The sequence below is a fragment of the Empedobacter sp. EJD.6dd genome, assembly GCF_057369435.1.
In genome coordinates, this window is sequence record NZ_CM170667.1 from 2,111,478 (window position 1) to 2,137,858 (window position 26,381).

28 protein-coding genes and 1 pseudogene are annotated in these 26,381 nt (G+C 32.7%); 7 read left to right on the plus strand and 22 right to left on the minus strand.

What is annotated here, in order from left to right; genetic code table 11:
- Window positions 1–113 precede the first annotated feature (113 nt).
- Window positions 114–2,273 carry a S9 family peptidase gene (locus AC2I98_RS10040; RefSeq protein WP_486411552.1) on the minus strand — a complete coding sequence of 720 codons (2,160 nt, stop codon included), beginning with the start codon at window positions 2,271–2,273 and terminating at the stop codon, window positions 114–116.
- Window positions 2,274–2,950: 677 nt separating this feature from the next.
- Between AC2I98_RS10040 and AC2I98_RS10045 the strand changes: the two genes are divergently transcribed.
- The 4 genes and pseudogenes from AC2I98_RS10045 to AC2I98_RS10060 all read left to right on the plus strand — a co-directional run bounded on the left by AC2I98_RS10045 (window position 2,951) and on the right by AC2I98_RS10060 (window position 5,509).
- On the plus strand, window positions 2,951–4,306 hold the full coding sequence (locus AC2I98_RS10045) for a hydroxymethylglutaryl-CoA reductase, degradative (protein WP_486411553.1): 1,356 nt from the start codon (window positions 2,951–2,953) through the stop codon (window positions 4,304–4,306).
- Between the two features lie 3 nt (window positions 4,307–4,309).
- Window positions 4,310–4,537, plus strand: a pseudogene (locus AC2I98_RS10050) (pyrimidine dimer DNA glycosylase/endonuclease V); the annotation flags it as partial.
- A 186-nt stretch (window positions 4,538–4,723) separates the two neighbouring features.
- Window positions 4,724–5,221, plus strand: coding sequence for a YkgJ family cysteine cluster protein (locus AC2I98_RS10055; RefSeq protein ID WP_486414071.1), 498 nt, complete (start codon window positions 4,724–4,726; stop codon window positions 5,219–5,221).
- Window positions 5,222–5,509, plus strand: coding sequence for a hypothetical protein (locus AC2I98_RS10060; protein WP_486411554.1), 288 nt, complete (start codon window positions 5,222–5,224; stop codon window positions 5,507–5,509).
- A 30-nt stretch (window positions 5,510–5,539) separates the two neighbouring features.
- Here the strand turns inward: AC2I98_RS10060 and AC2I98_RS10065 are convergent, their stop codons facing one another.
- The 5 genes from AC2I98_RS10065 to AC2I98_RS10085 form a co-directional block, all read right to left on the minus strand.
- Window positions 5,540–6,028 carry a hypothetical protein gene (locus AC2I98_RS10065; protein WP_486411555.1) on the minus strand — a complete coding sequence of 163 codons (489 nt, stop codon included), beginning with the start codon at window positions 6,026–6,028 and terminating at the stop codon, window positions 5,540–5,542.
- Entirely contained in the window at window positions 6,028–6,477 is a 450-nt protein-coding gene (locus tag AC2I98_RS10070; protein WP_486411556.1) for a hypothetical protein, read from the minus strand. Before AC2I98_RS10070 ends, AC2I98_RS10065 begins: the two co-directional genes overlap by 1 nt.
- Window positions 6,478–6,628: 151 nt before the next feature.
- Complete coding sequence (locus tag AC2I98_RS10075) at window positions 6,629–7,669, minus strand: outer membrane beta-barrel protein (RefSeq protein WP_486411557.1); 1,041 nt, start codon at window positions 7,667–7,669, stop codon at window positions 6,629–6,631.
- A 30-nt stretch (window positions 7,670–7,699) separates the two neighbouring features.
- On the minus strand, window positions 7,700–8,365 hold the full coding sequence (locus tag AC2I98_RS10080) for a hypothetical protein (RefSeq protein ID WP_486411558.1): 666 nt from the start codon (window positions 8,363–8,365) through the stop codon (window positions 7,700–7,702).
- On the minus strand, window positions 8,349–8,924 hold the full coding sequence (locus AC2I98_RS10085; RefSeq protein WP_486411559.1) for an RNA polymerase sigma factor: 576 nt from the start codon (window positions 8,922–8,924) through the stop codon (window positions 8,349–8,351). Before AC2I98_RS10085 ends, AC2I98_RS10080 begins: the two co-directional genes overlap by 17 nt.
- A 118-nt stretch (window positions 8,925–9,042) precedes the next feature.
- Here AC2I98_RS10085 and AC2I98_RS10090 point away from each other — a divergent pair, with 118 nt between their 5' ends.
- The 3 genes from AC2I98_RS10090 to AC2I98_RS10100 all read left to right on the plus strand — a co-directional run bounded on the left by AC2I98_RS10090 (window position 9,043) and on the right by AC2I98_RS10100 (window position 10,429).
- Window positions 9,043–9,222 (plus strand): hypothetical protein, encoded by a 180-nt coding sequence (locus tag AC2I98_RS10090; RefSeq protein ID WP_486411560.1) that lies wholly within the window; start codon window positions 9,043–9,045, stop codon window positions 9,220–9,222.
- Window positions 9,223–9,347: 125 nt separating this feature from the next.
- Window positions 9,348–9,971 (plus strand): hypothetical protein, encoded by a 624-nt coding sequence (locus AC2I98_RS10095; RefSeq protein ID WP_486411561.1) that lies wholly within the window; start codon window positions 9,348–9,350, stop codon window positions 9,969–9,971.
- A complete protein-coding gene (locus AC2I98_RS10100; protein WP_486411562.1) occupies window positions 9,956–10,429 on the plus strand; it encodes a hypothetical protein in 474 nt (157 codons plus the stop codon). The genes AC2I98_RS10095 and AC2I98_RS10100 overlap by 16 nt, the downstream gene beginning before the upstream one ends.
- An 18-nt stretch (window positions 10,430–10,447) precedes the next feature.
- Here the strand turns inward: AC2I98_RS10100 and AC2I98_RS10105 are convergent, their stop codons facing one another.
- The 16 genes from AC2I98_RS10105 to AC2I98_RS10180 all read right to left on the minus strand — a co-directional run bounded on the left by AC2I98_RS10105 (window position 10,448) and on the right by AC2I98_RS10180 (window position 26,376).
- Window positions 10,448–11,221 (minus strand): type III pantothenate kinase, encoded by a 774-nt coding sequence (locus tag AC2I98_RS10105; protein ID WP_486411563.1) that lies wholly within the window; start codon window positions 11,219–11,221, stop codon window positions 10,448–10,450.
- A complete protein-coding gene (locus tag AC2I98_RS10110) occupies window positions 11,221–13,074 on the minus strand; it encodes a M1 family metallopeptidase (protein ID WP_486411564.1) in 1,854 nt (617 codons plus the stop codon). The genes AC2I98_RS10105 and AC2I98_RS10110 overlap by 1 nt, the downstream gene beginning before the upstream one ends.
- A 77-nt stretch (window positions 13,075–13,151) precedes the next feature.
- Window positions 13,152–13,751, minus strand: a complete 600-nt coding sequence (locus tag AC2I98_RS10115) for a hypothetical protein (RefSeq protein WP_486411565.1) — start codon at window positions 13,749–13,751, stop codon at window positions 13,152–13,154.
- Window positions 13,752–13,866: 115 nt separating this feature from the next.
- Entirely contained in the window at window positions 13,867–15,255 is a 1,389-nt protein-coding gene (locus tag AC2I98_RS10120) for an NADH-quinone oxidoreductase subunit N (protein WP_486411566.1), read from the minus strand.
- Window positions 15,256–15,275: 20 nt separating this feature from the next.
- Window positions 15,276–16,694 (minus strand): complex I subunit 4 family protein, encoded by a 1,419-nt coding sequence (locus tag AC2I98_RS10125; protein ID WP_486411567.1) that lies wholly within the window; start codon window positions 16,692–16,694, stop codon window positions 15,276–15,278.
- A gap of 7 nt (window positions 16,695–16,701) precedes the next feature.
- Complete coding sequence (gene nuoL, locus AC2I98_RS10130) at window positions 16,702–18,594, minus strand: NADH-quinone oxidoreductase subunit L (protein WP_486411568.1); 1,893 nt, start codon at window positions 18,592–18,594, stop codon at window positions 16,702–16,704.
- Window positions 18,595–18,596: 2 nt separating this feature from the next.
- Complete coding sequence (nuoK, locus tag AC2I98_RS10135) at window positions 18,597–18,923, minus strand: NADH-quinone oxidoreductase subunit NuoK (RefSeq protein ID WP_026357457.1); 327 nt, start codon at window positions 18,921–18,923, stop codon at window positions 18,597–18,599.
- Window positions 18,924–18,939: 16 nt separating this feature from the next.
- Window positions 18,940–19,458 carry an NADH-quinone oxidoreductase subunit J family protein gene (locus AC2I98_RS10140; protein ID WP_125348899.1) on the minus strand — a complete coding sequence of 173 codons (519 nt, stop codon included), beginning with the start codon at window positions 19,456–19,458 and terminating at the stop codon, window positions 18,940–18,942.
- Window positions 19,458–19,958: an NADH-quinone oxidoreductase subunit NuoI gene (gene nuoI, locus AC2I98_RS10145; protein ID WP_486411569.1), complete on the minus strand. Its 501-nt coding sequence runs from the start codon at window positions 19,956–19,958 to the stop codon at window positions 19,458–19,460. Before nuoI ends, AC2I98_RS10140 begins: the two co-directional genes overlap by 1 nt.
- 22 nt (window positions 19,959–19,980) lie before the next feature.
- On the minus strand, window positions 19,981–21,030 hold the full coding sequence (nuoH, locus tag AC2I98_RS10150) for an NADH-quinone oxidoreductase subunit NuoH (RefSeq protein WP_486411570.1): 1,050 nt from the start codon (window positions 21,028–21,030) through the stop codon (window positions 19,981–19,983).
- Window positions 21,031–21,055: 25 nt separating this feature from the next.
- Window positions 21,056–22,138, minus strand: coding sequence for an NADH-quinone oxidoreductase subunit G (locus tag AC2I98_RS10155; RefSeq protein ID WP_486411571.1), 1,083 nt, complete (start codon window positions 22,136–22,138; stop codon window positions 21,056–21,058).
- A gap of 7 nt (window positions 22,139–22,145) precedes the next feature.
- Entirely contained in the window at window positions 22,146–23,504 is a 1,359-nt protein-coding gene (gene nuoF, locus AC2I98_RS10160) for an NADH-quinone oxidoreductase subunit NuoF (protein ID WP_486411572.1), read from the minus strand.
- Complete coding sequence (locus AC2I98_RS10165; protein ID WP_260541458.1) at window positions 23,504–23,995, minus strand: NADH-quinone oxidoreductase subunit NuoE family protein; 492 nt, start codon at window positions 23,993–23,995, stop codon at window positions 23,504–23,506. The genes nuoF and AC2I98_RS10165 overlap by 1 nt, the downstream gene beginning before the upstream one ends.
- 15 nt (window positions 23,996–24,010) lie before the next feature.
- Complete coding sequence (locus tag AC2I98_RS10170) at window positions 24,011–25,252, minus strand: NADH-quinone oxidoreductase subunit D (protein ID WP_486411573.1); 1,242 nt, start codon at window positions 25,250–25,252, stop codon at window positions 24,011–24,013.
- A 2-nt stretch (window positions 25,253–25,254) separates the two neighbouring features.
- Window positions 25,255–25,794 (minus strand): NADH-quinone oxidoreductase subunit C, encoded by a 540-nt coding sequence (locus tag AC2I98_RS10175; protein WP_486411574.1) that lies wholly within the window; start codon window positions 25,792–25,794, stop codon window positions 25,255–25,257.
- 9 nt (window positions 25,795–25,803) lie between these two features.
- On the minus strand, window positions 25,804–26,376 hold the full coding sequence (locus AC2I98_RS10180; protein WP_486411575.1) for an NADH-quinone oxidoreductase subunit B: 573 nt from the start codon (window positions 26,374–26,376) through the stop codon (window positions 25,804–25,806).
- Window positions 26,377–26,381 lie beyond the last annotated feature (5 nt).

Here is a 26,381-nt window from a genome sequence, read left to right on the forward strand (position 1 = left end):
AAAAAAAACCTCTGACAATGCAGAGGTTTTTTTTATTTAATGCATGATTTTTGTCAATTTGAATAGCAAACTAATCTAATCATTGGCTTATTCTGATAAATATATTGCTTATCTTATAAATTCTTCTTGATAAAGTTTGTCATCTTACGATATAACTGAATTCTTGTGTTTCCACCATAAATTCCGTGGTCTTTATCTGTATAGATTGCCATATCAAAATCTTTATTCGCTTGCACTAATGCTTCAGCTAATTCATATGTATTTTGTGGATGCACGTTATCATCAGCAGAACCAGAAATCAATAAGAAATTACCTTTTAATTGATCTGCATAATTAATTGGTGAATTATCATCATATCCAGCTGCATTTTCTTCTGGTGTACGCATAAAACGTTCTGTATAAACAGAATCATAATAACGCCAGTTTGTTACAGGAGCTACAGCAATAGCAGCTTTGAACACATCATTTCCTTTGAATAATACATTCGAAGCCATAAATCCACCATAAGACCAACCCCAAATTCCGATACGAGATTTATCTACATAAGGTAAATTACCAATTTCTTTTGCAGCAGCAATTTGATCTTCTACTTCATATTTACCCAATTGTAAATACGTTTGTTTCTTGAAAGCTTCTCCTTTATAACCAGTTCCACGACCATCAACACAGAAAACAATATAACCTTCTTGTGCTAACATCATGTGCCAATAATCATTCGAATTGAAATAAGCATTGTTTACATTCTGAGAACCTGGTCCAGAATATTGATACATTAAAACTGGATATTTTTTGTTCGGATCAAAGTTTTTAGGTTTAATCACGTACGCATTCAATTCGTGTCCCGCAGCTGTTTTTAATACAAATAATTCTTTTGTACCAATATTATCTGCATTCAATTTATCTTTTAATGGAGCATTATCGACAATCACACCCAAATCTTTTCCAGATTTAGACTCAACTAAACTAATTGTTCTTGGTGTTGTTGTGTTAGAAAAAGTATTAATAAAATAGGTGAAATTCTTACTAAAAGCAGCCGAATTCGTTCCATTATTTTTCGTCAACATCGTTGTTTTCTTACCATCTAAACTAACCGAAGAAATTTGTCTTTCTGTCGAAATACGTTTCCCATTATTAGAATTTGATTGATAATAAAGCGTTTTGTTTGCAGGATTGTATCCATAATAATTCGTTATTTCCCAATCTCCTTTCGTAACTTGATTAATCAATTTTCCGTTATCTGCATAATGATAAATATGATTATTTCCATCGCGCTCAGAAGTCCATAAGAACGAATTATCAGCCAAGAACTCAACAGTTAAATTATCTGTTTCAATCCATGCTTTGTTTGTTTCTGTAAATAATTTGTTTACTTTTTTCGAGTTGATATCATAAAACGATACATCAACATTATTTTGATGACGATTAGACGTTACAACTGTTAATAAATTCGCTTTTTTAGAGAACTTAATTTTTGGAATATAGTAATTCTGAACACCAGTTAAATTAACGTTTGTTGTTGCGTTATTTTTTGTATCAAAAACATGCAAAGAAACCTCCGAATTGTCTTGTCCTGCTTTTGGATATTTGTATCTTAATTCTTTTGGATAAAGATTATTGTGGTAAATCGGAATATTAATTTCTTTCACTTTCGATTCATCAAAACGAACATAAGCTAAAGAAGTTCCGTCAGCATTCCAATCAAAGTTTCTTACGAAACCAAATTCTTCTTCATAAACCCAATCATTAATACCGTTGATAACATTATTCTTCTTACCATCAGTTGTAACTTGCGTTACTTTATTTGTTTTAAGATCCTGTATGTATAAATTGTTCTCAAAAGCAAAAGCCACCTTAGAGGCATCTGGCGAAAACAAAGGCTCTTGAATTCCTTTTCCGTCAAATAATAATACCTTCGATTTCGTTTGGGTATCATAAACTTCAAACTTTGCTGTAAAAGAGTGACGATAAATTTGATTAGAATTCGTTTGCAACAATACATAACGCTCATCTGAGCTAAATTCATATCCTTCAAACTTTCCTGGAACAACAACTACATCAGACGATTGTCCTTTTTTTAATGTCGATTCGTACGAACGTTTTACTAAACCGTCTTTTGTTAAAATAGTATAGTTTTCACCATCATTCAACGAATTTACACCATATAACGAGTTTTCGCGGTATTTTCCGCCATATATCCCTTCAATGGTTATTTGTTGTGCATATGAATACGCACCCATCGCTAAGACAGCTAAACTTAAAATAAATTTCTTCATAGTTTTCTTAAAATGTGAGTTCAAACTATCAAATATAATCAATTCTGTGTTTTCATAAGACACATTTCCACGAATAATCGATTATTATTACAACATCAAAAAAAAATACAACACCATTTTATTCTTCCTACAACTTATTCCTGAAAAATAATTATCAATAGAATCAATGTATATTTTAAATTTAAAAGCAATAATATAACGAATTAATCCATACAAATTACAAAATCGTCTTTTTGTGTCCACTTTTGTCCATGTTTGTCCACATTTGTCCAGTTCTGTCCATCAACTTTTTAAACAACTACTGTTTTAAGCAAAATAAAATTTCTCTACACGATACTATTCATAGTGGTTAGAGCAAAAATGATTTTTAGGTCGATTTTGGCTTTGTTCGACCTTCGTTCGACCATCGTTCGAGGATTGTTCGACAAACCTCCCTAAAAATGCACCTTTTGTCGAACAATCCTCGAAGAACTGTCGAAGAAAACACGAAGAAACTTAATGAGATGAAAAGGTAAATAGCATCAAAAAAGAATGAAAATCCAATAAATAAATCTATATTTATTGGATTGACTCAAATTTACTACTCTAGTAAATCGTTAAAAAATAATGAAAAAACAGAGGAAGTACAAGTTCACATTCAAAACGTTTGTATTTTTGTCTTATAAAAAATATCCAATATGAAGCATCAAGCAGTAGAAGGTTTTTCGAAATTGTCGAAAGAAGGAAAAATTGAATGGGTTGTAAATGAATATTTGAATGGCGATGAAAAAGCAATTCAAATCATGAAACAATATTGGAATGACGATGCAGATTTACAAAAATTGCACGACGAGTTTTCTGAAAATACAGTTTCTAATTTCTATATGCCGTTTGGTTTAGCTCCAAACTTTTTAATAAACGATGAATTATATGCCATTCCAATGGCTGTTGAGGAGTCTTCTGTAGTTGCTGCGGCTTCTAAAGCTGCTAAGTTTTGGCAAACACGTGGTGGTTTCAAAACAACAATTTTATCCACAACTAAATTGGGCCACGTTCATTTTATGTATGAAGGTGACAAAGAAAAGTTGAAAAATGCTTTTGAGTCTACTATCAAACAACAATTAATCGAAACGACAAACGACATTACCAAAAATATGCGCGCGCGCGGTGGTGGAATTTTGGATTTAGAATTAATTGATAAAACAGAAGATTTAGCAAATTACTATCAAATAAAAGCGTCTTTCGAAACAATGGATTCGATGGGTGCAAACTTCATCAATTCATGTTTAGAGCAATTCGCAAAAACATTACGCAACGAAATCGAAGCTGATACAACTTTTACAGATAACGAAAAAGATTCTGTTCAAATTGTAATGTGTATTTTATCGAATTACACACCAGATTGTATTGTTCGTGCAGAAGTTTCTTGTCCAGTTGAGCAATTAGCGGAAGGAAATGTTGCGGCGGAAGAATTTGTAGAGAAGTTTTCTCGTGCTGTTCGTATTGCTGAAATAGAGCCATATCGTGCAACAACGCACAATAAAGGAATTATGAACGGAATTGATGCAGTTGTAATTGCAACAGGTAACGATTTCCGTGCTGTGGAAGCTTGTGCGCATACATATGCTGCAAAAGATGGTCAATATTCTTCGCTAACGCATTGCGAAGTGAAAGATGGTATTTTCCGTTTTTGGATTGATTTACCAACTGCGCTTGGAACAATTGGTGGATTAACTGCTTTACATCCGTTGGTAAAATTAGCGTTAGGAATTCTTGGAAAACCAAATGCAAAAGAGTTGATGGGATTTGTGGCAGTTGCAGGTTTAGCCCAAAACTTTGGTGCGTTACGTTCGTTAGTTACAACTGGAATTCAGAAAGGACACATGAAAATGCACTTGATGAATATTTTAAACCAATTGGAAGCAACAGAAGAAGAAAAGAAATATTTTGTTAATTATTTCAAAGATAAAACAGTTACTCATCACAATGTAATTGAAGAATTTTGCAGATTACGCGGTGTAAAAAATGTAGAAGAAATCAAAAAAGATAAGTAATAGATGCGAATTTGGTCTGTTCATCCGAAATATCTTGATGCAAAAGGAATTGTAGCACTATGGCGCGAAACGCTCTTGGCAAAAAATGTTTTGGAAGGAAAAACAAAGGGCTATATAAATCATCCACAATTAATTCGTTTCAAATCTGTTGAAAAACCACTTGAAGCAATTAATCAATATTTAGCTGAAGTTTGGGAAGAAGCTTCACGAAGAGGTTATAATTTTGATCGAAATAAAATCGATTTTGATTTTCAGAAAATTAAAATTGATGTAACAACTAGTCAAATGGATTATGAATTTATCCATTTATTGAAGAAATTAGAACACCGAGATATTGAACGATATCATCAATTAAAAGATTTTAAAGCTTTAGAATCTTGTGAAATATTTTCGGTAAAAGAAGGAGATTATAGAAGAATGGGAGATCATTTCTTAGAAGAATATTTTGCGAAAGCAAAAGAAAAACAGAAAGAACACAAAAAGTTTTTGGAGAAGCTGAAGAAAAAGCCACCCAAAAACTTGGATCAAAAAATGGAAGAAATTCACGAAGATGTTTTTAATCGAGTTGATTGTCTTTCGTGTGCGAATTGTTGCAAAACGACAGGACCACTTTTTACTCAAAAAGATATTGAGCGTTTGTCGCATGTATTTCGCTTGAAACCAAGTCAGTTCATCGAAAAGTATTTGCGTATAGACGAGGACAACGATTATGTTTTACAGCAATTGCCTTGTCCTTTTTTGGATAACGAAAATTATTGTTTGGTGTACGAAGATCGTCCAAAAGCTTGTCGTGAATTTCCACATACAGACCGAAAAAAGTTTTATCAGATTAATCATTTAACGATTAAAAATACGTTGATTTGTCCTGCTACTTATGAAGTTGTGGAACAAATGCAGAAAGAAATAAAAGTATAAATGGATACACTCTTAAAAATAATCGCATTTATCATGTTGATTTTTCCGACAATTTATCAAGGAATTGCTGGTTTTAGAACAAAAGAAGCTGCAATCGTAAAGAAAGTTGCTTGGCGTTCAGTTATTATGCAAATTATGGGAACGCTTTTAGCTTACTTTATTTTCATCAAAATTGGTCAAGACAAACAAGTTGCCATTTATGTTGGCTTTATGTTTTTTACGTCGGTTGCAATTTTAGTGCTGATTCAAAACATTTTGATTTACTTAAAAAACAATAGTAATAATTAAAAAACGTCGCTCATAGAGCGACTTTTTAATTTATAAATGGGTTTCTATCATTTTGATTTTATCAGAATCTGAATTGGATTTTAGAAGATATAAATAATCATCTTCAAAATCGAAAAAAAATATTCTTTGATTTACATTTTCAAGTATTTGAAACATATTCGTAATGTCTGAGAAAGTATTTTTATTATTCAGTTTGAATTTAATTCCAACTTTATCATCTTTATTTTTCTGGATTTCCTTAATTAATTCAGCATAATAATCTTCATCATTTTTATTATAATTCACTTTTAGAAGTGTTGAATCGTATTTATATACAGGATCTTTCCAGTAATAGTATATCTGATAAAGAGAGTTATCTTCTTTTTGATCTAATTTTGGAGCTGTACTTAAGAAATAAGTTCTTTGAAATGATTCATTTCTATCCCTAATAATTTTCACAATGCAAAATATAAACAACATAACTAATATTGTCCATCTAATCGCTACATCAAATTTTATAGTTGATTTTATTAAATTCATTAGGCCAATAAGTTAACGTATTGTTCTGCTTTTTCGGTGATTTTAGCTTTTACTTCATCATAATTTGAATCAAAAAAGCTACGTAGTTTGAATTTTGATTTTTTGGTTTGAATGGTTAGAATTTGATTTCGATTCAGGCGTAAAATATCTTCTTCTTCGTACAAATAATAAATTGCACGATAAGGAATTTCATCTTTTCTGAAAATTGTTCTAATCTGAAACGTTTCGTCTTTTAGCGTAAATAGTGTTAAGTTGAACGTCAAATCATATAGAATCGACATTGATCCTAAGAGAGAAATCATGAAAATTCCGATGCGTAAAAAAGGTTCATCAATCCAAAAGCTTCCTCCAAACCAAAAAACCTTAACAAACATAAAGTTAACTACCATCAAGAATAGAAAAATGATGATAGGAATAAATGTTTGCCAGCTGAGTTTAGATTTTATCATCGAATTGGATTTGTACTAATTTACGCTTTTTTGAGATTTATTTAGAATTATTTTCTGAAAATAATAAACCTCAGAAGATTCTGAGGTTTATTATATTTTAAAAATGTTATGTTATAAAATTTCAATACTAAAACTATGATTGAGATGTTTTCTATATTCCAAGATTTATGCCAAACTGAATCATTTTACGATTATCGAATGTGTTATCTTTAAAATAATTATTAAAATCCTTACGAACAAAAACATTCACCATTCCTAAACCAACTGTCACTTCGGCTCCGTAAATAAAATTGTTTACATTATAATTTCCTCTTTCTTTATTGCGAACACCATCTCCTTTGTAAATATTATTTGATGACAATAATGTTCCGCCGTACAAATACGCTGCAATATAATGCTTTCCTTGAGGGCGATAAGCAAAATCTTCTGTTATATTTTTCACTTTCGAGAAGTTGTATTTAAAACCAACTGGAACCATGAAATATGCCGAACGTAACTTTGATTTATCTAAGGATTTTTCACTTTTTACTAAACTTACATCTCCATTTTCATCTCTGTTGAATCGCATATCATCGTCGATACGATATGTTCTCCATGAAAATAATGCTCCTGCCAAAAAGTTTATAGGACTTGTTAAAGCTAATTGTCTTTCATAGACTAAACCAGCTGTTAAATTGCTCGAAAACTTTTCATGTTTATTTAATTCTTCATCATTTTTTCCTGTAAAAGCCATGTAACCGAAAGAACCATAACCATTAATTTGATTAGCTATTCTGTAACGTTTTTTTACATCTTGTCTTGATTTTGGTGAAATTGGATCTTCACCATTCATAATCGAAAATGCAACTTGTTGTTTGATGATATCATCTAAATTGAAGTTAACTTCAGAAATTCTATCATTTATTGTTCCTGAATATACATTTGCAATTTCTTCTTTTTTTGCAGTAGCTTCAGTAGCACTAAGTTTACCAATATTTAGGTCTGTATCAACTTCTGCAATTTTCTTTTCCATTGCCGTTTTTTCTTCTTGAACAATTTGACGAATAACCAGTGTAAATTCGCTGATACGATCGCGAACAATTGGACTAATTTTTTCGTCGTTTTTATCGTTCAAATCAAATGTAAATTTTTGAGCATATAGTGATGTAGCTGATAAGCATAATAATCCTGCTACGATAAGTTTTTTTATCATAATCTTGTTAATTTAATGGATATTAATGTATTATTTAAAGCCTATAGAAACCACGCGCGATTGGTTAGACTCTTTTAGATTTTCTTTATTTTCGATCGAATACAACAACATATTTGGATCTACGAAATTCTTTTTCTTTTTATTCGTTTTTGCTGAATCTACAGTTGAGTTTGTAACAAAACTTCTTTTAGTTTGCAGCTCAACTTTTAAATCCTCTTTCTTTTCAACAACAGCTTCTTTTTTTGTTGGCAATGAAATTTCAACCTGTTGAGATTCCTCATTTATAGCAACATGTACTTTGCCATGTTGTATCGCTTTCTTCTCTTCTTTTTGTGGTACTTCAACTATTTCTTTTGACGAATCTATTTTCTCATTATTAGCCAAAACAGTTTCAGAAGAGTGTATTTGATTTGAATCAGATTCGATCTGAATAGCTTGATTTTGCTCCTGTTTATTCACAAATTCTTTTGGTTCATTATCTGTTTCTGTAGGATTCATAAACAAATAAACCGATGTAGAAACTGTAAACAATGCGACTACGGCAGCTGATAACCACCATTTAAAATTAGATTTTTGCTGCATAGGAACAACATCCATACGAGCTTGAATTCTGTCCCAAGCATCATGAGAAGGATTCAGTTCACGATTTTCTAAATCGTCTTTTATATAGTTTGATATTTTATCGTTGTTTTTCATTTGTCATTTTCTTTTTACTTAGAACAATTTCTTTCAGTTTAGCCTTTGCACGAAACAACTGCGTTTTACTGGTCGACACAGAAATATTCAGCATTTCTGCAATCTCTTGGTGCGAATAATCTTCGAGAATATGAAGATTAAATACCAAACGATAAGGTTCTGAAAGTTGATCTAACACATCTTGTACATTAAAATTTAACCATGTTTCTTCTACTTCATCTTCTACTTCATCAAAATTAGAAGCTCTCACATCATCTACATAAATAAGCGTTTTATTTGCACGTAAAAAAGTTAAACATTCGTTGACCATTATACGACGCATCCAACCTTCGAAACTTCCTTTATTTTGGAATTTCTGAATATGGTTAAATACCTTACAAAAACCGTTAATCATACAATCCTCTGCATAATGCATATCCTGAATGTAACTTCTACATATACTCAACATCTTTTTAGAACATTGTTCGTAGAGTTCTTTTTGCGCTAAAGCATCGTTCTTTTTTAGCCGTTCGACTAAAATTTCTTCTTTACTTTTTCGATTTAGTACAAATAATTTCACGTGTGTTAATTGCTTTCTTACTTAATAGACTCAAGGTTTGTAAAAAGGTTACAAAATTTAAGCATTTTTTTTAATTTTTTCATAAATAAAGCGTTATTGATACTACAAACAATTTATAATGACACTCAAAAAATTAGATTTTTATCTGATCTCACTCTCTTTATCGCTTATTATTTTTGTTCCTTTTTTATTGTCTAACGGAGGTCTTGGTGTTGATTTTTTAACTTATGTAAAAGCTGCAGATAAATTACCTGTTTTTAATGACAACTTGTTTCCGATTGGTTTTCCTTTTTTTTGAAGCTGATGGAAATATTAACGAATGAATATTTTTATAGTTCTATTCTTTTAAAAAGTATTTGTTATCTCTTTATTATCTGTTTTTCTTTCAAAAAAAATTTTTATTTTAGAGAAACCGTGATGTTAATGTGTTTAAAATCTACTTTTTGGATTTTTGTGTACCAAAGTTCCGAATATATTGGATTACCATTTTTATATCTGTTTTTATATTATTCTTATCAACTTTTTAATAATAAAATAAATCATAAAAAATACTTAATTGCTTGCTCTATTTTAGGTCTTATTCTTTGTACAATTCGATATGCAAATGTGTTTGTTTTTATAGCTGCACTTGCATTTTTACCATTCTTAAAAAATAATAAAAAAATAAGAATTACTTTATTCTCAACTATCGTAACGATTGGGATTTTCTTATTTTTATATTTACTTATTAATTATTTAACAATTGGTTCTTTTGCTTCAGAAAATCGAAGAGTAAATGATGAATTTGATACTTTTTGGTTGGATACTTATACTGATTTTGTTGGTTTAATTAACCTTTCTAATCCTTTCTTTTATCTCAAAACATTTGATTATTCATCGAAAATAAAACTTGTTCTTTCGTTAATATTAATCTGTGTAGATCTCATTTTTTGGTATATAAGCATTCGCATTTTAAGAAAGAATAAAAGTTTATTTATCAAGTTTATAATTATCATTGCAGTTATAAATGCAATAATCACTTTTTTTCGGCTATGGTTCAAGGAATAGAACCTTTAGGAATACGAATCCTTTTTAATTCTTCTTACTTATTCTGTTTTGCTTTGTTGATTACAATTCGAGAGCATCAGTTCGTTTCGGATAAATTTTTATACATAATTTGTATTTTAAGTGTTGTATATAACACATGCTTTATTGTAAAAATTCCGACAAAATTCATCTTTTATAAAAATGCTGTTGAGAATGTTGTCAAAGCAAAAAGTCAGCTTCCTACTTATTATTACGATGATGAGAAGAAAGTCGTAGAAAGCGAGTATAATATTCCTTTTAAGAATAAATCGTTTCATTATATTCATGAAAATAAACAACCTGATTATATTTATAAATCAATTTTAAGATTGGTTAATCCTTCAATTGAATTTTTAGAGAAAAAACCTGAAAAAGAATCGAATAATATTATTTATAGTTCTGAAATAACTGATTTTATAATGCATAAAAAAAACCGCTAATTAGCGGTTTTTTTTATTTTATTTCTCAAACGAATCTTTGTTCAATTCGTAAAGTATTTTTAGACCTTTTATGGTGTGTAAACGATCATCTGTATCAATCTTATTGGTCAACGATTTGTAAACTCCACCAACTCCGCCAGTTGAAATCACAACTGATTTTTCTCCAGCTTCTGTATTAATTCGATCAATCATTCCTTCAACCATACTCAAAAATCCGTAAACCATACCAGATTGCATACACGCTTCTGTATTTGTTCCCAGTACACTTTCTGGTGCACGAAGTTCTACTGTAGGCAATTGAGCCGTTTCACCAACTAAAGAATTAAGTGCCGTGATAATTCCCGGAGCGATTACAACTCCACGAACTTTTCCGTCTTCATTAATTCCTAAAAAAGTTAAAGCTGTTCCAAAATCGATGACGATTTTTTTGCCTTTGTAATCTTGATAATGTGCTGCAACTGCATTGGCATACAAATCTGTTCCCATTTGGTTTGACGTGTGCACAATTTCAGAAGGAGTATTACGATCAACAACCATTGGTTTGAACTTGTGAATTCGTTGCAAAGCTATTTTGACACTTGCTGTAAGTGGCGGAACAACCGATCCGATTACAATATCAGTAATATCATCTTTCGAAATTCCGAACGGTTCGTACATGTTTGAGAATTTTGCGAAAAATTCATATTCGGTACGATAAGGCTTAGAGTTGATTGTCCACGTAATAATCTCCGTTTCACTTTTAAAAACCGCGAAACGAAGATTAGTATTTCCAATATTTACTGCTAATAACATTATTTTGTAAATACGTTATTTTTATCGTTCACATCTGCCAAACGTTTTGTTGGATCGATGGTAACTTGTTTAACTTCTTTCGAAACTTTAACATCATAAGTAGGTTTTGTCCAGAACCAATCTTCTAAAATAGTTCTTTTCGCTCCTTGATATTCTACTAAGTTTTCTGCTGGTTTTTCTCCACGCATTTCACGTAAAGGGATGTAAAATAATTCTTTCGAACCATCTTTGTATTCAACCAATAAGTCAATAGGCATTGCAAAATCTGATTTGTTTGCAATTGTAATTGTATTTCCATTTACTCCTTCTACAGCGTAATCAATTTTACGTGTTGTATTGATGAATAAGTTGAAATACCATTTTAAATTAATGCCAGAAACTTCTTCCGCTACACGTTTGAAATCATTTCCTGATGGATGTTTAAACTTCCATTGTTTATAGAATTCTAAAAATGTTTTGTTCAAATTATCATTTCCAATAATATATCCCAATTGAATTGCCAAAACTTGACCTTTGTAATACGCTTCTAAAGAATACGCATAATTTGTATTGTAATAATCTGCTAATAAACTTGCTGGTTCTTCTTTACCAGAAAGCGCTAAACCAATGTATCCTTTGTATGCATCTGGATTTGGATTAGAAGGCATCACTTTCAATTTCTCTACAACATTTAAGTGAGCCATTTGTTCTACGTAAGAAGTAAAACCTTCGTCAAACCATTCGTTGTATGTTTCGTTAATACCAAATAATTGTTGATACCAAGAGTGAGCTGCTTCGTGAAAAATAGTTCCGATTAAACTATTTAAATTTTTACCACCTGCGATTAATGTTGCTGTTCCATATTCCATTCCACCATCACCACCTTGAATAATTGAATATGTTTTCCAAGGATATTCTCCAAAATGTTCAGAATTATAATCAAAGAAACCTAATGCATAAGGCATCGCCTCTCTCCAAGCTGGAGACGAATCGTTGTCTTGATACACCAAATATACCTCAACACCATGCTTTGATTTTGCATGTTCTACAATAAATTCTTTGTCCGCAGCCCAAACAAAATCATGAATATTTTCAGCTTTGAAATTCCAAGCTACTTTTCCATTCTTCGCTTTGATTATTGGATTTTTTACATAACCTTTTACACTATTTGGATTCTGTAATTCTCCTGAAGCTCCGATTACATAATCTTTATCAATGTTAATCGTTATATCAAAATTACCAAAAGGCGCAAAAAATTCACGACCAATGTACTCATCTAAATGCCATCCTTCTGGATCGAATTCTGCCATTTTTGGATACCATTGTGCCATTGAAAACTCAACTCCATCTTTAGAATTACGTCCAGAGCGACGAATTTGTTCAGGAATTTGAGCATTCCAAATCATATCAAAAGTAGATGTTTGTCCTTCTGCTATTGGTTTTGCCAATGTTACTTCTAAGATTGTTCCGTCTACTTTATATGAAACAGCTTTTCCGTCTTGCTTAAGAGATGTTACTTTTTGATAGCCGATTTGATCTGGTTTCAATTCAGAAATACGGCTTACATATTTAGGATTTTCTTTTGTTCCAACATTAGTTGCCATTCTTTTATCAGGATCTGGAATATTTTGTAAACGATTATCCATCATACTTCCTGGTTGAAAAGCATTAAAATACAAGTGGAAATAAACTTTATTCAAGCTTTGACCTGAATTGTTGGTGTATTTCAATTGCATTTTTCCATCGTATTGATATGATTTTTCTTTCATATCAACATCAATTTTATAATCTACCTTTTGTTGCCAATATCCTTTGCGTTGCGCAAAAGCCAATTGAACCAAACATAGGCAAATTAGTAAAGTAAATTTTCTCATTTCTAACTAATCATTAAACTTTAACTTCAAAAATACAAAAAAGCTTGAAACAAGTCGGTTTTGTTTCAAGCTTTTGATTACTTTAAACTATCAAACTCCAATCGAATCAACTCTAATAATTCTTTTACTGATAGTAATTCATCAACATTCGGATAATATTCAGGATACTTTTCTGGATTAGAATAATAAATCAGGTTTTTCTGATTTTCCTTATTTATTAAAATAGTATACTCCATTCCATCAAGAATAGTAACTTCTTTATTAACTCCAACAATATTACCTTCTTCTATTAAATATTGTTTTGATTTAGTTTTTAATTTATAACTTATTTTATCAAAATTTGGTAAGTGTAAAATATCTGTATCTAAAATTTTAAACCAAATTAATTCAAGATTACTTAAAGAGTTTAATTTCTCTTTAACAATTCTAATTTTAGTTACATTATCAATTGTTCTTGCTTTTGTTTGATACAATTCTGCTTTCCAATAATCTTCTTTTACATTAAAAAGTCTAAACATTTCTAAACCTGTCGATGTAGCGTATTTTTTATAAATTCTAATTTCATTTTCATGCAATTTCAATGAATCAATTTTCAATATTCGATTCAATTCTTCAATTTGTTGAGAGAATAATAAAGAATGCAAACAAAATATTATAATCGATAAAATTAACTTCATAAACCAGTTGAATATTTTAAAAATATTAATATACAAAAAAAGCTCGTGTCAAATTGCTTGACACGAGCTTTTTAAATAATAAATAATAAAAAACTATATAATAATCATTTCACAATTACCACATTGGCGTTTGTAAAAATGACGATAATATTCCTGGAAAAATTCCCATCACAATCAAGATAACCATTCCAATTACTAAAAGGAAATTTGTCAATCCATCTTGTGTTTTTAATTTGTTTTTACCTTTCTTGAAATACATGTAGTTAATCACTTTGAAGTAATAATACATACTCAAAACTGCCATTACTAATGCAATTACAATCAAAAATAAGTTTTTGTCATTTGTTCCACCTATACTCAATGCCATGAATTTTGCGAAGAAACCTCCTGTTAATGGAATACCTGCTAATGAAATCAATGAAATTGTAATCGCTGCAGCCAAAACTGGATTTGCTTTTCCTAAACCAATGAAACTTTCAAATTTTGGATTTTTGAATTGATCAATTGTATAGAAAATAATAAAATTCGCAACTGAATAAGCAATTGTATAAAACATCAACGCTTCTTTTGAAGATGAATTGATATTAAATAAAACAAATAACATGAAACCTGCTTGCGCGATTGATGAATAAGCCATCAAACGTTTGACAGATTTTTGAGAAACTGCTCCGAAGTTTCCGATAAATAACGTCAAAATAATGATTGACGCAAATAATAAACGGTAATATTCGGCATATTCTACATTTGTTGGGAATGATTTTAAGACTAAAATAAATCCTAAAAATGATCCTCCTTTGATAATTGTCGACATAAACGATGTAAATACCGTTGGTGTTCCGTCGTAAACGTCTGGTGTCCATGCATGGAAAGGAGCCGCAGAAACTTTGAAACAAAATGCGAAGATGACTAAACACCAACCCACGTAATAAATTGTTTCGAAATCTTTGTTATAGTTCACCAATTGGTCTACCATAAATGTTCCTGTTGCGCCGTACAAAAATGTAACACCTAACATCAAAATTCCTGTTGAGAAAGCTCCCATCAAGAAATATTTTACAGATGCTTCTGTACTTTTTATACTTTCTTTATTTGCCCCTGCAAGAATGTACATCGGAATTGACATTAATTCGATCCCTAAGAACATAATTACTAAGTTGTGGAATTGTGCTAAAACTGCGATTCCCGTAAAAGAGAAGAAAATCAAGGCATAATATTCAGCCACATGTTTTCCTACTTTTCCGAAAGAATCTTTGTTCAGCAATAAGTAAAAAATTGCCAATCCAGCCAATGCGATAAAGAACGAAACGCCGTAAAGCGATTGTCCGATCATATTATCGAATTTTCCTGCAAACATTGAGCAACCTTTCAAATCGAAAATTCCTCCTACAATCATTCCGAAAAACAGAACAACCGAAAGAATATTTAAGGCACGATTATTTTTGATGTAGAATCCACTAAACATCAAAATAATACCTGAAAGTGCTGATAAAATAATCGTATTCATATCTATTTATTCAAAAATGATTAATGTGCTAATAAATTAAAAATTGGTGTTGGATAAACTCCTAAGATGATCACAATGATTGCAATGACAGATAATACTGCAATTGGTCCAAAACCTCCTTTTTGAGCATCTTTTTGTTTGATGTTTTTTACTTCTCCAAACAATAATGCACTTGATAATCTCAACGTATAAACGGCAGATAAAATAACACCTAAACAAGCTACCACACATAAAACTGGATTGTGTGTAAACAATGCTGAAAGCATCATAAACTCTCCGATGAATGAACTTGTCAATGGTAATGCTACGTTTGCTAAACCGAATATCATGAATAAGATAGATAATGTTGGATCAACTTTCGCTAAACCACCAATCGATTTAATATCTGTCAAATCATATTTTCTTTCCATAATATCTACACATAACCATAATCCTAAAACTACTAAACCATGTGAAAACATTTGAAAATAAGCTCCTGTTACACCATTTGCTAATTCTGAAAATATAGAAACAAAAATTAAAGCCAAGTGAGCAATCGAGCTATATGCAATAATTTTCTTTACATTTTTTGCACTCAATGCGATTAACGACGCGTAAACTAATCCGAAAATTGCGATGTACGTAATGTATTTGAACAATTCTGAAATCGTTGGGAACATCCCCAAATACCAAGTAACCACTGCAAATAATCCCATTTTCGCCATCAAAGCTGAAAGTACAACTGTTAATGGAGTTGGAGATGTTTTATAGATGGTTGGTTGCCATGTGTGAAATGGGAAGATTGGAATTTTAATCACAAAAGCGATTAAGAATAACAATGCCAGCGCAGTGTTTGTTGAATAATGTGGTCCTGTTACTTGTACAACATCTGTTAATAAAAACGATGCTGGTTGTAAGAAAAATCCGATGTAAATAATTCCTCCTAACATAAACATCGATCCTAAAATCGTGTATAAGAAGAACGTCATATTTGCGCGAATTTTATCTTTCCCAATTCCAAATAATCCAATTAAGAAATAAACCGGAATTAAAACAACTTCCCAGAAGAAATAGAATAAAATTAAATCTTCTGCTAAGAAAACTCCATTTAATCCTGCTAAAGTGATTAATAATAATCCGTAAAACGTATTTGAATATTTTTGTTTAGTTGTTGATAAATAAACAAATAAAGCCAAATAAGTGAAGTTAGATAAAAGTAACATCAAGCCACCTAAACCTTGAGCATTTAACGCAAAATAAGTTTTAACGCTGTTGAAATTGAACCATTGAGTTTGGAACGTTAACTCGTTGTTACCTCCTTTACAAGTGATAAACAAGTATAACGCTAACAATGCTCCGCCAACGAATGCTCCTAACCATCTTTGTGGTTTTTGACCTTGCATTAATAGCATAAAAACTCCTACTATTAATGGTAATATGATAAATAAAGATAAAAGCATTACTAACCTATTTTGAAATTAAATACCCCATAAAAAAGATTGCGATACCTGCTACGATTCCTACAACCATTAGCATAATATAGAATCCTACATTTCCGTTTTGTAGCTGACGTACATTTTTTGATGCGCGACCAGAAACAGTTCCAACTCCTAAAACGAAAGCTGCAATTCCTGCTTTTTCTACATATTTTTTCAAGACATCACCTAACTCGAACAATGGTTTTACAATTGCATTGTCGTATAATTCGTCGATGTACCATTTATCTTCAAAGAATTTTGCAATTCCTGTTGCTTCACCATCTACATAATTTGTGTATTTCTTAATCGCATAAAAAATTGCACCAAGAACACATAATAATAAAGCTCCCATCATCATCCATTCTGTTGAATGAGAAACATGATGAGCCTCTCCGATAGAAACAACTCCACTTAAGAAAGTTTGAAGCTTATGACCGTCTTGCATAAATAATGCTGGAATTCCGATATAACCTGCAATAACAGAAAGAACTGCTAAGATGATTAATGGAATTGTCATTGCTGCTGGACTTTCGTGCGGATGAGCATCTTTACTACGTAAATCTCCTAAGAAAGTCATTGCATATAAACGGAACATATAGAATGTTGTCATTACAGAAACGATAAATCCAATTCCGTAAATAACTGGGTTAGAAACAAACATTCCTAATAACATTTCATCTTTCGAGAAGAAACCTGATAAACCTGGAATACCAGCGATTGCCAAACATCCGATCAAGAAAGTGATATGTGTAATTTTCATGTATTTTTTCAGACCTCCCATTTTGCGCATATCTTGCTCATGGTGCATTCCGTGAATTACAGAACCTGCTCCTAAGAATAATAGTGCTTTGAAGAAAGCGTGCGTCATTACGTGAAAAACAGCTGCTATATATGCTCCAGAACCAATTGCTGCAAACATTAATCCTAACTGAGAAACAGTAGAATATGCCAACACTTTTTTGATATCGTTTTGACGCATTGCAATAGTTGCTGTAATAAATGCTGTTGCAATTCCTATGTACTGAATAATTTCTAAAGTCAATGGAGCTGCAGTAAACAATTCATTACAACGCGTAATCATAAAAATACCAGCCGTTACCATTGTTGCAGCGTGAATAAGTGCTGAAACTGGTGTTGGTCCTGCCATCGCGTCTGGTAACCAAGTAAATAATGGTAATTGAGCCGATTTACCTGTTGCTGCTAAGAATAACAATAATGTGATTCCTGTTAATACAAAACCTGTAAATGCAGATGGATCAATTGCTAATTGGTTGAATACTTTTACATATTCTAATGTTCCAAATTCTTTGAAAATCCAAAACATCGCCAATAAAAATCCAACATCTCCAATACGGTTCATGATGAAAGCTTTCTTTGCCGCTTTGATATATTCTGGATTTGTAAACCAAAAACCAATTAACAAGAAAGAACATAATCCTACTCCTTCCCAACCTATAAACATCATTACAAAGTTGTTTCCCATTACAAGGATCAACATAAAGAAGATGAATAAATTTAGGTAAGAAAAGAATTTTGCAAATCCTTTGTCTTCGCTCATATAAGCCGAGCTATACACGTGAATTAAAAATCCAACTCCTGTAATAATTAACAAAAACAAACTCGTTAATGCATCAATTTGAAATGCAAACGGAACTTGTAAAGTTGGAATATTGATAATATCAAATGCCTTAAAAATTAATGGCTGTGCATCTGCTCCTGATGGAACTGACATAAAAACCATGATTGATAAAATGAAACTTGCCAAAACTGCTCCACTTCCAATGAAAGTCACTAAGCTTTTAGAAAGTACATTTCGTCCTAAACCGTTAATCAAAAATCCGATGAATGGAATCAAAGGAATTAACCATATATACTGCTCCATTCTTAACCTTTTAAACGATTTAACACATTAATATCTACCGAGTATACTTTGCGGAACAATAAAATTATCACTGATAATCCTACAGCAACCTCAGCCGCGGCTACAACCATAATAAAGAATACTAAAAGTTGTGCATCTGTTCCTTTTTCTAATGCTGGATTTGCATGATAGTGCATTTTTGAGAACGCTACTAGCAACAAATTCACAGAATTTAACATCAATTCTATACACATAAAAATGACAATTGCGTTACGACGAATCATTACGCCAGCCATTCCTATTCCGAATAGGATTAATGATAAAGTAATATAATAACTGATTGGTAACATCTTTTACTTTTTATATTTAATCCAATAATTCTTCGTCCTTTTTCGATAACATCACCGCTCCAATCATTGCAGAAATAAACAAAATACTGCTCAACTCGAATGGTAAAACATATTCTGAATACAACAATGATCCTAAGTTGTGAATCAATCCTAAATCACCTGTTCCCATTTCTACAGCTGTGTTTGCAGAAGCTTGATTTTGTGAGAAAATACCAATTGTCAAGGCAACAAATAACAAGGAGATTAAACTCGCTGCTACTATTTTTGCTGGTCGACCAAATGATTTCTTTTCACTATTCAAGTTCATCAACATCACCACGAATAAGAACAATACCATAATTGCTCCGGCATAGACAATAACGTTTACAATTGCCAAAAACTGCGCGTTTAGCAATACATAATGTCCGCTGATGCAGAAGAATGTTACGATTAAATATAAAATGGAATGTACAGGGTTTTTACTGAACACCATTAGTAGCGCACTTAACACCGTTAAGCTCGACAAAACATAGAATAAAATGATAGGTAATTCCATTAATTTGTAGCTTTTTTCGGGATTAATAAATCTTCTTTCGAATAGATAAAGTTTTGACGTTTGAAACTTGCTGGTGGAACTGTTTGCGATAAATAAACAGCATCTTTTGGACAAGCTTCCTCACAAAATCCACAGAAAATACAACGTAACATGTTAATTTCATATTTCGCCGCATATTTTTCTTCACGGTAAAGGTTTTCTTCACCAGGAAGTCTTTCTGCCGCTTCCATTGTAATTGCTTCTGCTGGACAAGCCAAGGCACAAAGTCCACAAGCTGTACAGTTTTCGCGATCTTCTTCGTCTCTATTCAAAACGTGTAATCCTCTAAATACAGGACTAAACGGTCTTTGTTTTTCTGGATAACTAATTGTTGCTTTCTTCGAAAAGAAGTGCTTCAATGTAATCATCAACCCTTTTGCGATAGAAATCAAATAAATACTTTCCCAAAAAGTAAGGGGTTTACGTTCTACTTGTTTTAATCTATTTGTAATTGGTTTCATATTTCTAATGATTTTGATGATTCTAATTGTTTAATAATAAAATCACTAAGCCTGTAATTAACATATTGATCAATGCTAAAGGCAATAATTTTTTCCAACCTAAATTCATTAATTGATCGTAACGGAAACGAGGAATCGTCCAACGAACCCACATATAGAAGAAGATGAAGAAACAAGCTTTACCGAATAATGAAAGGAAATTAAGAATTGCCGTTCCATTTACTCCGATAGAGTTTACTAATGTTGCATCGTCTACAAAAGGGATATCATATCCACCAAAATATAAGGTAGAAATTACCACTGCACTAATAAACATGTTGATGTATTCTGCGAATAAGAAGAATCCCATTTTCATCGAAGAATATTCTGAGTGATAACCACCTACCAACTCGTTTTCTGCTTCTGGTAAATCGAAAGGTGTACGATTTGTTTCTGCGAAAGAACATACCAAGAAAATGATAAATCCTAATGGTTGTAATAAGATAAACCAAGCATGTTCTTGTTGATAATGTACAATATCACTCAATTTTAAAGATCCTGTCATCATCAAAATTGTGATTAACACGATTCCCATTGGTAATTCGTACGAAATAATCTGCGAAGCTGCACGCAAACCTCCCATTAATGAGTATTTGTTGTTCGATGCCCAAGCACCAATCATAATTCCATATACACCCAAACTTAATACACCTAAGATGTATAAAAATCCGATGTTTACATCTGCAATTTGTGGAATAACTACGCGATCTCCAATCTCGAAAGCTGTCGACCATGGAATAACTGCACCTGTCATACAAGCTACAATCATTGCCAAAGATGGACCTAAGATGAATAAAAATTTATTCGAATCTTTTGGTGTAATTTCCTCTTTAGAGAATAATTTTAAACCATCTGCAAGCGGTTGTAATAAACCAAAAATACCTGCGCGGTTTGGTCCGATACGATCTTGTAAGAATGCTGCAACTTTACGTTCAGCCCAAGTAGAGTACATGGCAACAACTAATGCAAAACCAATCATTACGCCTACTAAAGCTAACTTTTCTAATGCATCAGCAATAAATTCTTCTGTCATTTTTGTTAATTTTATTTACGAATGATTAATCTTTAAAATCTTTACTTGTTGCTGGTCCATCAATTTTAGATAAATCACGATTTGGTTCGTTTACTTCAGAAACGGTATGAATATCTAATAAAATTTTTGGATCGCGTTTGATTACTTTCGGAAGTGTTTCATTTGGTTCTACTTTATTCTCAAAGTAATGACCTTGACGAACAACAGAATCTTTAGAAACTTCTGATGGTTTTTCTAACGTCCAATCGTTGATGTCTTTTTTATCAAAACGACAAGTGTTACAAATCCAATCTTCTACTTCGTTAAATTCATCCTTGCGAGCTGTTACACGAAAAACTTCGTTTCCACGGAACCACACTTGCGCTTTACCAGAACAAGTAGGACAATCGCGATGTGCATCAACTGGTTTCAAGAACCAAACACGGTTTTTGAAACGGAACGTTTTATCTGTTAATGCTCCTACTGGACAAACATCAATAATATTTCCGATAAATTCGTTATCTAAACTTTTGTTAATATGTGTTGAAATTTCAGCGTGATCTCCACGATTCATTACACCATGCTCACGACAACCTGTGATTTGATCCGCAGTTTTTACACAACGATAACATAAAATACATCGGTTCATGTTCAACTGAATATTTGGACCTAAATCTTCTTTCGGGAATGTACGACGATCAAATTCGTAACGCGTAGCTTCTGCTCCATGCTCGTAACTTAAATCTTGTAATTTACATTCTCCTGCCTGATCACACACTGGACAATCTAAAGGGTGATTGATTAATAATAATTCAACAATCCCTTTACGTGCCTCAACTGTACGTTCAGACGTTTTATTACCAACAACCATTCCGTCCATAACCGTTGTACGACATGATGGAACCAATTTTGGCATTGGACGAGGATCTGCTTCACTACCTTTTGATACTTCTACCAAACAAGTTCTACAGTTTCCTCCTGTGTTTTCTAATTTACCGTAGTAACACATCGCTGGAGGTGCTACTTCTTTACCAATCATACGAGCGGCTTGAAGGATCGTTGTTCCCGCAGGTACTTCAATCGTTTCGTTATCGATGGTAACTTTAAATAATGGTGTTTCTTCTGCCATCTTCGTATTAATTTGCGGTTTCTTTTATTTCGATTGGATCAGCATAATGTGCTAAACCAAAATTACGCGTCAAACATTCTTCCGGATTATTAATATGCCACTCGAACTCATCACGGAAGTGACGAATTGCAGCTGCAACTGGCCAAGCCGCTGCATCTCCTAATGGACAAATTGTATTTCCTTCGATTTTACGTTGAACATCCCATAACAATTCGATGTCAGACATTTTTCCTTTTCCTTCATCGATTCGTTTCAAGATTTTCTCCATCCAACCTGTTCCTTCACGACAAGGTGAACATTGTCCACATGATTCGTGACGATAGAAACGAGCTAATGTGTAGGTATGATAAACCACGTCTTGATCTTCATCTAAAACGATAAATCCTCCAGAACCCATCATCGTTCCTGTTTGGAAACCACCTTCTGATAAACTTTCGTAATTCATGTAACGAGGTTTACCTTCGGCAGTTTTTAACAATAAGTTTGCTGGAACAATTGGCACAGAACTTCCTCCAGGAATACATGCTTTAAGACGTTTTCCGTTTGGAATTCCTCCACAATATTCATCTGAATAAATAAATTCTTCAACTGTGATTGTCATATCAATTTCATAAACGCCTGGTTTATTGATATTACCACAAGCAGAAATTAATTTAGTTCCTGTAGAACGACCAACTCCAATTTTAGAATATGCCTCTCCTCCAATTTCAATAATTGGAACAATTGCAGCAATTGTTTCTACATTGTTTACAACCGTTGGTCTTCCCCACAAACCTTTAACAGCAGGAAAAGGTGGTTTAAGACGTGGATTTCCACGTTTACCTTCTAACGATTCTAACAATGCCGTTTCTTCACCACAGATGTAAGCTCCACCACCACGCTGAACATAAACTTCTAAATCGAAACCTGTTCCTTGAATGTTTTTACCTAACCATCCTGCAGCTTTTGCTTCGTCGATTGCTTCTTCTAAAATTTCTGCAACCCACGCATATTCTCCACGGATATAAATGAATGATGTATTAGAACCTAAGCAGAATGATGAAATCAAAACTCCTTCAATTAATAAATGAGGAATATATTCCATCAAGAAACGGTCTTTGAACGTTCCTGGTTCTGATTCGTCTGCATTAACCACCAAGTGTCTTGGAACACCTTCTGGTTTTGCCAAAAAGCTCCATTTCATTCCAGTTGGAAAACCTGCTCCACCACGACCTCTTAAACCCGAAGTTTTTACTTCTTCTAAGATTTCGTCAGCTGTCATTTTAAATGCTTTTTCTGCATTTGCATAACCACCGTTTTCGCGATAAGCTTGGTAATGACGAATTCCTGGAACATCAATATTTTTTAACAGTAATTTTTGTCCCATTATGCTAATTTTTTCAATTCCTCTAATAACTCGTCTACTTTCTCGATCGTCAAATGCTCACGATAAGTTTTCCCTAACTGCATCATTGGTGCATAACCACACGCTCCTAAACATTCGACTGGTTTTAAGGTAAATAAACCATCAGTCGAAGTTCCTCCAGCTTCGATATTTAACTTTGATTTGATGTGTTCGATAATTTTGTCTGACCCATTTAACATACAAGGTCCTGTTTGACAAACTTCTAACACATATTTCCCTACGGGATTTAGGTTAAACATTGAATAAAAAGAAGCTACTTCGTAAACTTCTACTGGTAAAATTTCTAATACTTCTGCAACATAATCTAAATGAGGTGTGTCTAACCAACCACCAAACTCAGCTTGTGCCACATGAAGTAAAGGAATCAAAGCACTTTGTTTTTTATCCGCTGGATAACGTGCAATGATTTTATCTACTTTTTGTTGTGTTTCTTCTGAAAATTGAATTGCCATTTTTAATAATTTTTATTAAGCATCTAATTCTCCAGCAATCAAATTCAAACTACTCATTGTAATAATGGCATCTGAAATCATTGATCCTTGGATCAATTCTGGATAAGCTTGATAATAAATGAAACAAGGTCTACGGAAATGTAAACGATATGGCGAACGTCCACCATCAGAAACGAAATAATAACCCAACTCACCATTTGCAGCTTCTATTGAATTATAAATTTCTCCTTTTGGCATATCTACCTCTCCCATAATAATTTTGAAGTGATAGATTAACGCTTCCATTTTTGTGTAAACATCTTTCTTTAATGGTAAATAGAAGTCTGGAGCATCAGCATGATATTGCGTTGCTTCTTCACCTTCTAATGCATCAATCTTTGCAATTGCTTGTTTGACAATGCTTAAACTTTGCCACATTTCTTGACCACGAACTAAGAATCTATCGTAACAATCTCCCGTTGTACCAACCGGAATATCGAATTCGAATTCTTCGTAACGAGAATAAGGTTTCGCTACACGTAAATCATAATCTACACCAGCCGCGCGTAAGTTTGGCCCTGTAAAACCATAATTTAATGCACGCTCAGCAGAAATCCCTCCTACTCCTTGTGTACGATCCATAAAGATTCGATTACGTAAGAATAAGTTTTCGAACTCTGTTAAAACATCTGGAAACTCTTTTACGAAACGATGAATTTTTGTCCATGCAGTTTCAGAAAAATCACGTTCGAAACCACCAATACGACCAATATTCGTCGTCAAACGAGAACCACAAATTTCTTCGTAGATCTCATAAATCAACTCACGATATTTCATCATGTAAAGGAATCCTGTAAACGCTCCTGTATCAACTCCCATAATCGAATTACATACGATATGATCCGCAATACGAGCTAATTCCATAATGATTACACGTAAATAAGAAACTCGTTTTGGAACTTCAATTCCTACAAATTTCTCTACTGTCATGTGCCAACCTAAGTTATTTAACGGAGCTGAACAATAGTTCAAACGGTCTGTTAAAGGTGTAATTTGATACAAAGGTTTGCGTTCAGCAATTTTCTCAAAAGCACGGTGAATATACCCAACTGTAGGAACCGCAGATTTGATGATTTCACCATCAATCTCTAAAATATTTTGAAATACCCCATGTGTTGCAGGATGCGTAGGCCCTAAGTTTAAGGTAATTGTGCTTTTTTCTAACGAACCATCTGGAAGATCAAGATGCTTTGATTTTTTAGTTTTCTCTTTTCCCATGGTTAATTTGCTTTTAAATTAAAACCTCCATAATTGAAGTCTCCACCACGACCAAACATATCGTCGTCCTTATCTTTACGCGTTTGATCCTCTAATGGGAACTCTTTGCGTAAAGGAAAATAGTCCATTTCTGGAACATTCATGACACGAATTAAATTTGGATGTCCAACAAAATCAACTCCATAGAAATCATACGCTTCACGTTCTAACCAGTTTGCAGTTTCGAATAGTTTAGTTGCTGTAAAAATCGAAGGTTTTTCGATTGGCAAAGCAAATTTTAAACGAACTTCAACATTCTCGTACATATTATATACTAAGTAGGTTACAACTAATTCTTCTCCAACATTATTTGGATAATGAATCGCCGTTAAATCTTTCAAGAATTTGAACGCTAATTGCTCTTCATCATATAAATATTGTAGAATCTTTAAATTGAAATCTTTGTTAGCATGAATTGTTAATACACCAAAGTTTTCTTCGTATCCAACTATATTTTCTTGAAACTTCTGAACCAAACGGTCTTTTATAAATGAATTGTCCATTATTTCAGCTTATTTAATTCCATAACTTGCCAAAAGTTGTTGATATTCATCGCTACTTCTACGACGAACACTTTCTGACTCTACCAACTCTTGGATACGCATTACTCCATCAATAATTGCTTCTGGACGAGGTGGACAACCTGGCACATAAACGTCTACCGGAATAACTTCGTCAATTCCTTGTAAAACCGAATATGTATCAAAAATTCCTCCTGAACTTGCACAAGCACCTACTGCAATTACCCAACGAGGTTCTGCCATTTGAATGTAAACTTGTTTCAGAACTGGAGCCATTTTTTTAGAAATTGTACCCATTACCATCAACAAATCGCACTGACGAGGCGTAAAAGCCAAACGTTCAGATCCAAAACGTGCCAAATCGTATGTCGAACCCATTGTCGCCATAAACTCGATTCCGCAACAACTTGTCGCAAATGGTAAAGGCCAAATTGAGTTTTTACGCGCTAATCCAACTACTTTTGATAATTGCATTGCCATAAAACCCTCACCTTCAAAACCACCTGGAGACTCTACAATCTTCACATTGGTATTGTGTGTTACTGGTCTTTTATTATGAATCATTATAC

What these genes read in the sequence shown, in the direction of transcription:
- AC2I98_RS10040 (WP_486411552.1), bottom strand. Translation starts at nt 2,273, where the DNA reads ATGAAGAAATTTATTTTAAGTTTAGCTGTCTTAGCGATGGGTGCGTAT.
- AC2I98_RS10045 (WP_486411553.1), top strand. Translation starts at nt 2,951, where the DNA reads ATGAAGCATCAAGCAGTAGAAGGTTTTTCGAAATTGTCGAAAGAAGGA.
- AC2I98_RS10055 (WP_486414071.1), top strand. Translation starts at nt 4,724, where the DNA reads ATGGGAGATCATTTCTTAGAAGAATATTTTGCGAAAGCAAAAGAAAAA.
- AC2I98_RS10060 (WP_486411554.1), top strand. Translation starts at nt 5,222, where the DNA reads ATGGATACACTCTTAAAAATAATCGCATTTATCATGTTGATTTTTCCG.
- AC2I98_RS10065 (WP_486411555.1), bottom strand. Translation starts at nt 6,028, where the DNA reads ATGAATTTAATAAAATCAACTATAAAATTTGATGTAGCGATTAGATGG.
- AC2I98_RS10070 (WP_486411556.1), bottom strand. Translation starts at nt 6,477, where the DNA reads ATGATAAAATCTAAACTCAGCTGGCAAACATTTATTCCTATCATCATT.
- AC2I98_RS10075 (WP_486411557.1), bottom strand. Translation starts at nt 7,669, where the DNA reads ATGATAAAAAAACTTATCGTAGCAGGATTATTATGCTTATCAGCTACA.
- AC2I98_RS10080 (WP_486411558.1), bottom strand. Translation starts at nt 8,365, where the DNA reads ATGAAAAACAACGATAAAATATCAAACTATATAAAAGACGATTTAGAA.
- AC2I98_RS10090 (WP_486411560.1), top strand. Translation starts at nt 9,043, where the DNA reads ATGACACTCAAAAAATTAGATTTTTATCTGATCTCACTCTCTTTATCG.
- AC2I98_RS10095 (WP_486411561.1), top strand. Translation starts at nt 9,348, where the DNA reads ATGTGTTTAAAATCTACTTTTTGGATTTTTGTGTACCAAAGTTCCGAA.
- AC2I98_RS10100 (WP_486411562.1), top strand. Translation starts at nt 9,956, where the DNA reads ATGGTTCAAGGAATAGAACCTTTAGGAATACGAATCCTTTTTAATTCT.
- AC2I98_RS10105 (WP_486411563.1), bottom strand. Translation starts at nt 11,221, where the DNA reads ATGTTATTAGCAGTAAATATTGGAAATACTAATCTTCGTTTCGCGGTT.
- AC2I98_RS10110 (WP_486411564.1), bottom strand. Translation starts at nt 13,074, where the DNA reads ATGAGAAAATTTACTTTACTAATTTGCCTATGTTTGGTTCAATTGGCT.
- AC2I98_RS10115 (WP_486411565.1), bottom strand. Translation starts at nt 13,751, where the DNA reads ATGAAGTTAATTTTATCGATTATAATATTTTGTTTGCATTCTTTATTA.
- AC2I98_RS10120 (WP_486411566.1), bottom strand. Translation starts at nt 15,255, where the DNA reads ATGAATACGATTATTTTATCAGCACTTTCAGGTATTATTTTGATGTTT.
- AC2I98_RS10125 (WP_486411567.1), bottom strand. Translation starts at nt 16,694, where the DNA reads ATGCTTTTATCTTTATTTATCATATTACCATTAATAGTAGGAGTTTTT.
- nuoL (WP_486411568.1), bottom strand. Translation starts at nt 18,594, where the DNA reads ATGGAGCAGTATATATGGTTAATTCCTTTGATTCCATTCATCGGATTT.
- nuoK (WP_026357457.1), bottom strand. Translation starts at nt 18,923, where the DNA reads ATGTTACCAATCAGTTATTATATTACTTTATCATTAATCCTATTCGGA.
- AC2I98_RS10140 (WP_125348899.1), bottom strand. Translation starts at nt 19,458, where the DNA reads ATGGAATTACCTATCATTTTATTCTATGTTTTGTCGAGCTTAACGGTG.
- nuoI (WP_486411569.1), bottom strand. Translation starts at nt 19,958, where the DNA reads ATGAAACCAATTACAAATAGATTAAAACAAGTAGAACGTAAACCCCTT.
- nuoH (WP_486411570.1), bottom strand. Translation starts at nt 21,030, where the DNA reads ATGACAGAAGAATTTATTGCTGATGCATTAGAAAAGTTAGCTTTAGTA.
- AC2I98_RS10155 (WP_486411571.1), bottom strand. Translation starts at nt 22,138, where the DNA reads ATGGCAGAAGAAACACCATTATTTAAAGTTACCATCGATAACGAAACG.
- nuoF (WP_486411572.1), bottom strand. Translation starts at nt 23,504, where the DNA reads ATGGGACAAAAATTACTGTTAAAAAATATTGATGTTCCAGGAATTCGT.
- AC2I98_RS10165 (WP_260541458.1), bottom strand. Translation starts at nt 23,995, where the DNA reads ATGGCAATTCAATTTTCAGAAGAAACACAACAAAAAGTAGATAAAATC.
- AC2I98_RS10170 (WP_486411573.1), bottom strand. Translation starts at nt 25,252, where the DNA reads ATGGGAAAAGAGAAAACTAAAAAATCAAAGCATCTTGATCTTCCAGAT.
- AC2I98_RS10175 (WP_486411574.1), bottom strand. Translation starts at nt 25,794, where the DNA reads ATGGACAATTCATTTATAAAAGACCGTTTGGTTCAGAAGTTTCAAGAA.
- AC2I98_RS10180 (WP_486411575.1), bottom strand. Translation starts at nt 26,376, where the DNA reads ATGATTCATAATAAAAGACCAGTAACACACAATACCAATGTGAAGATT.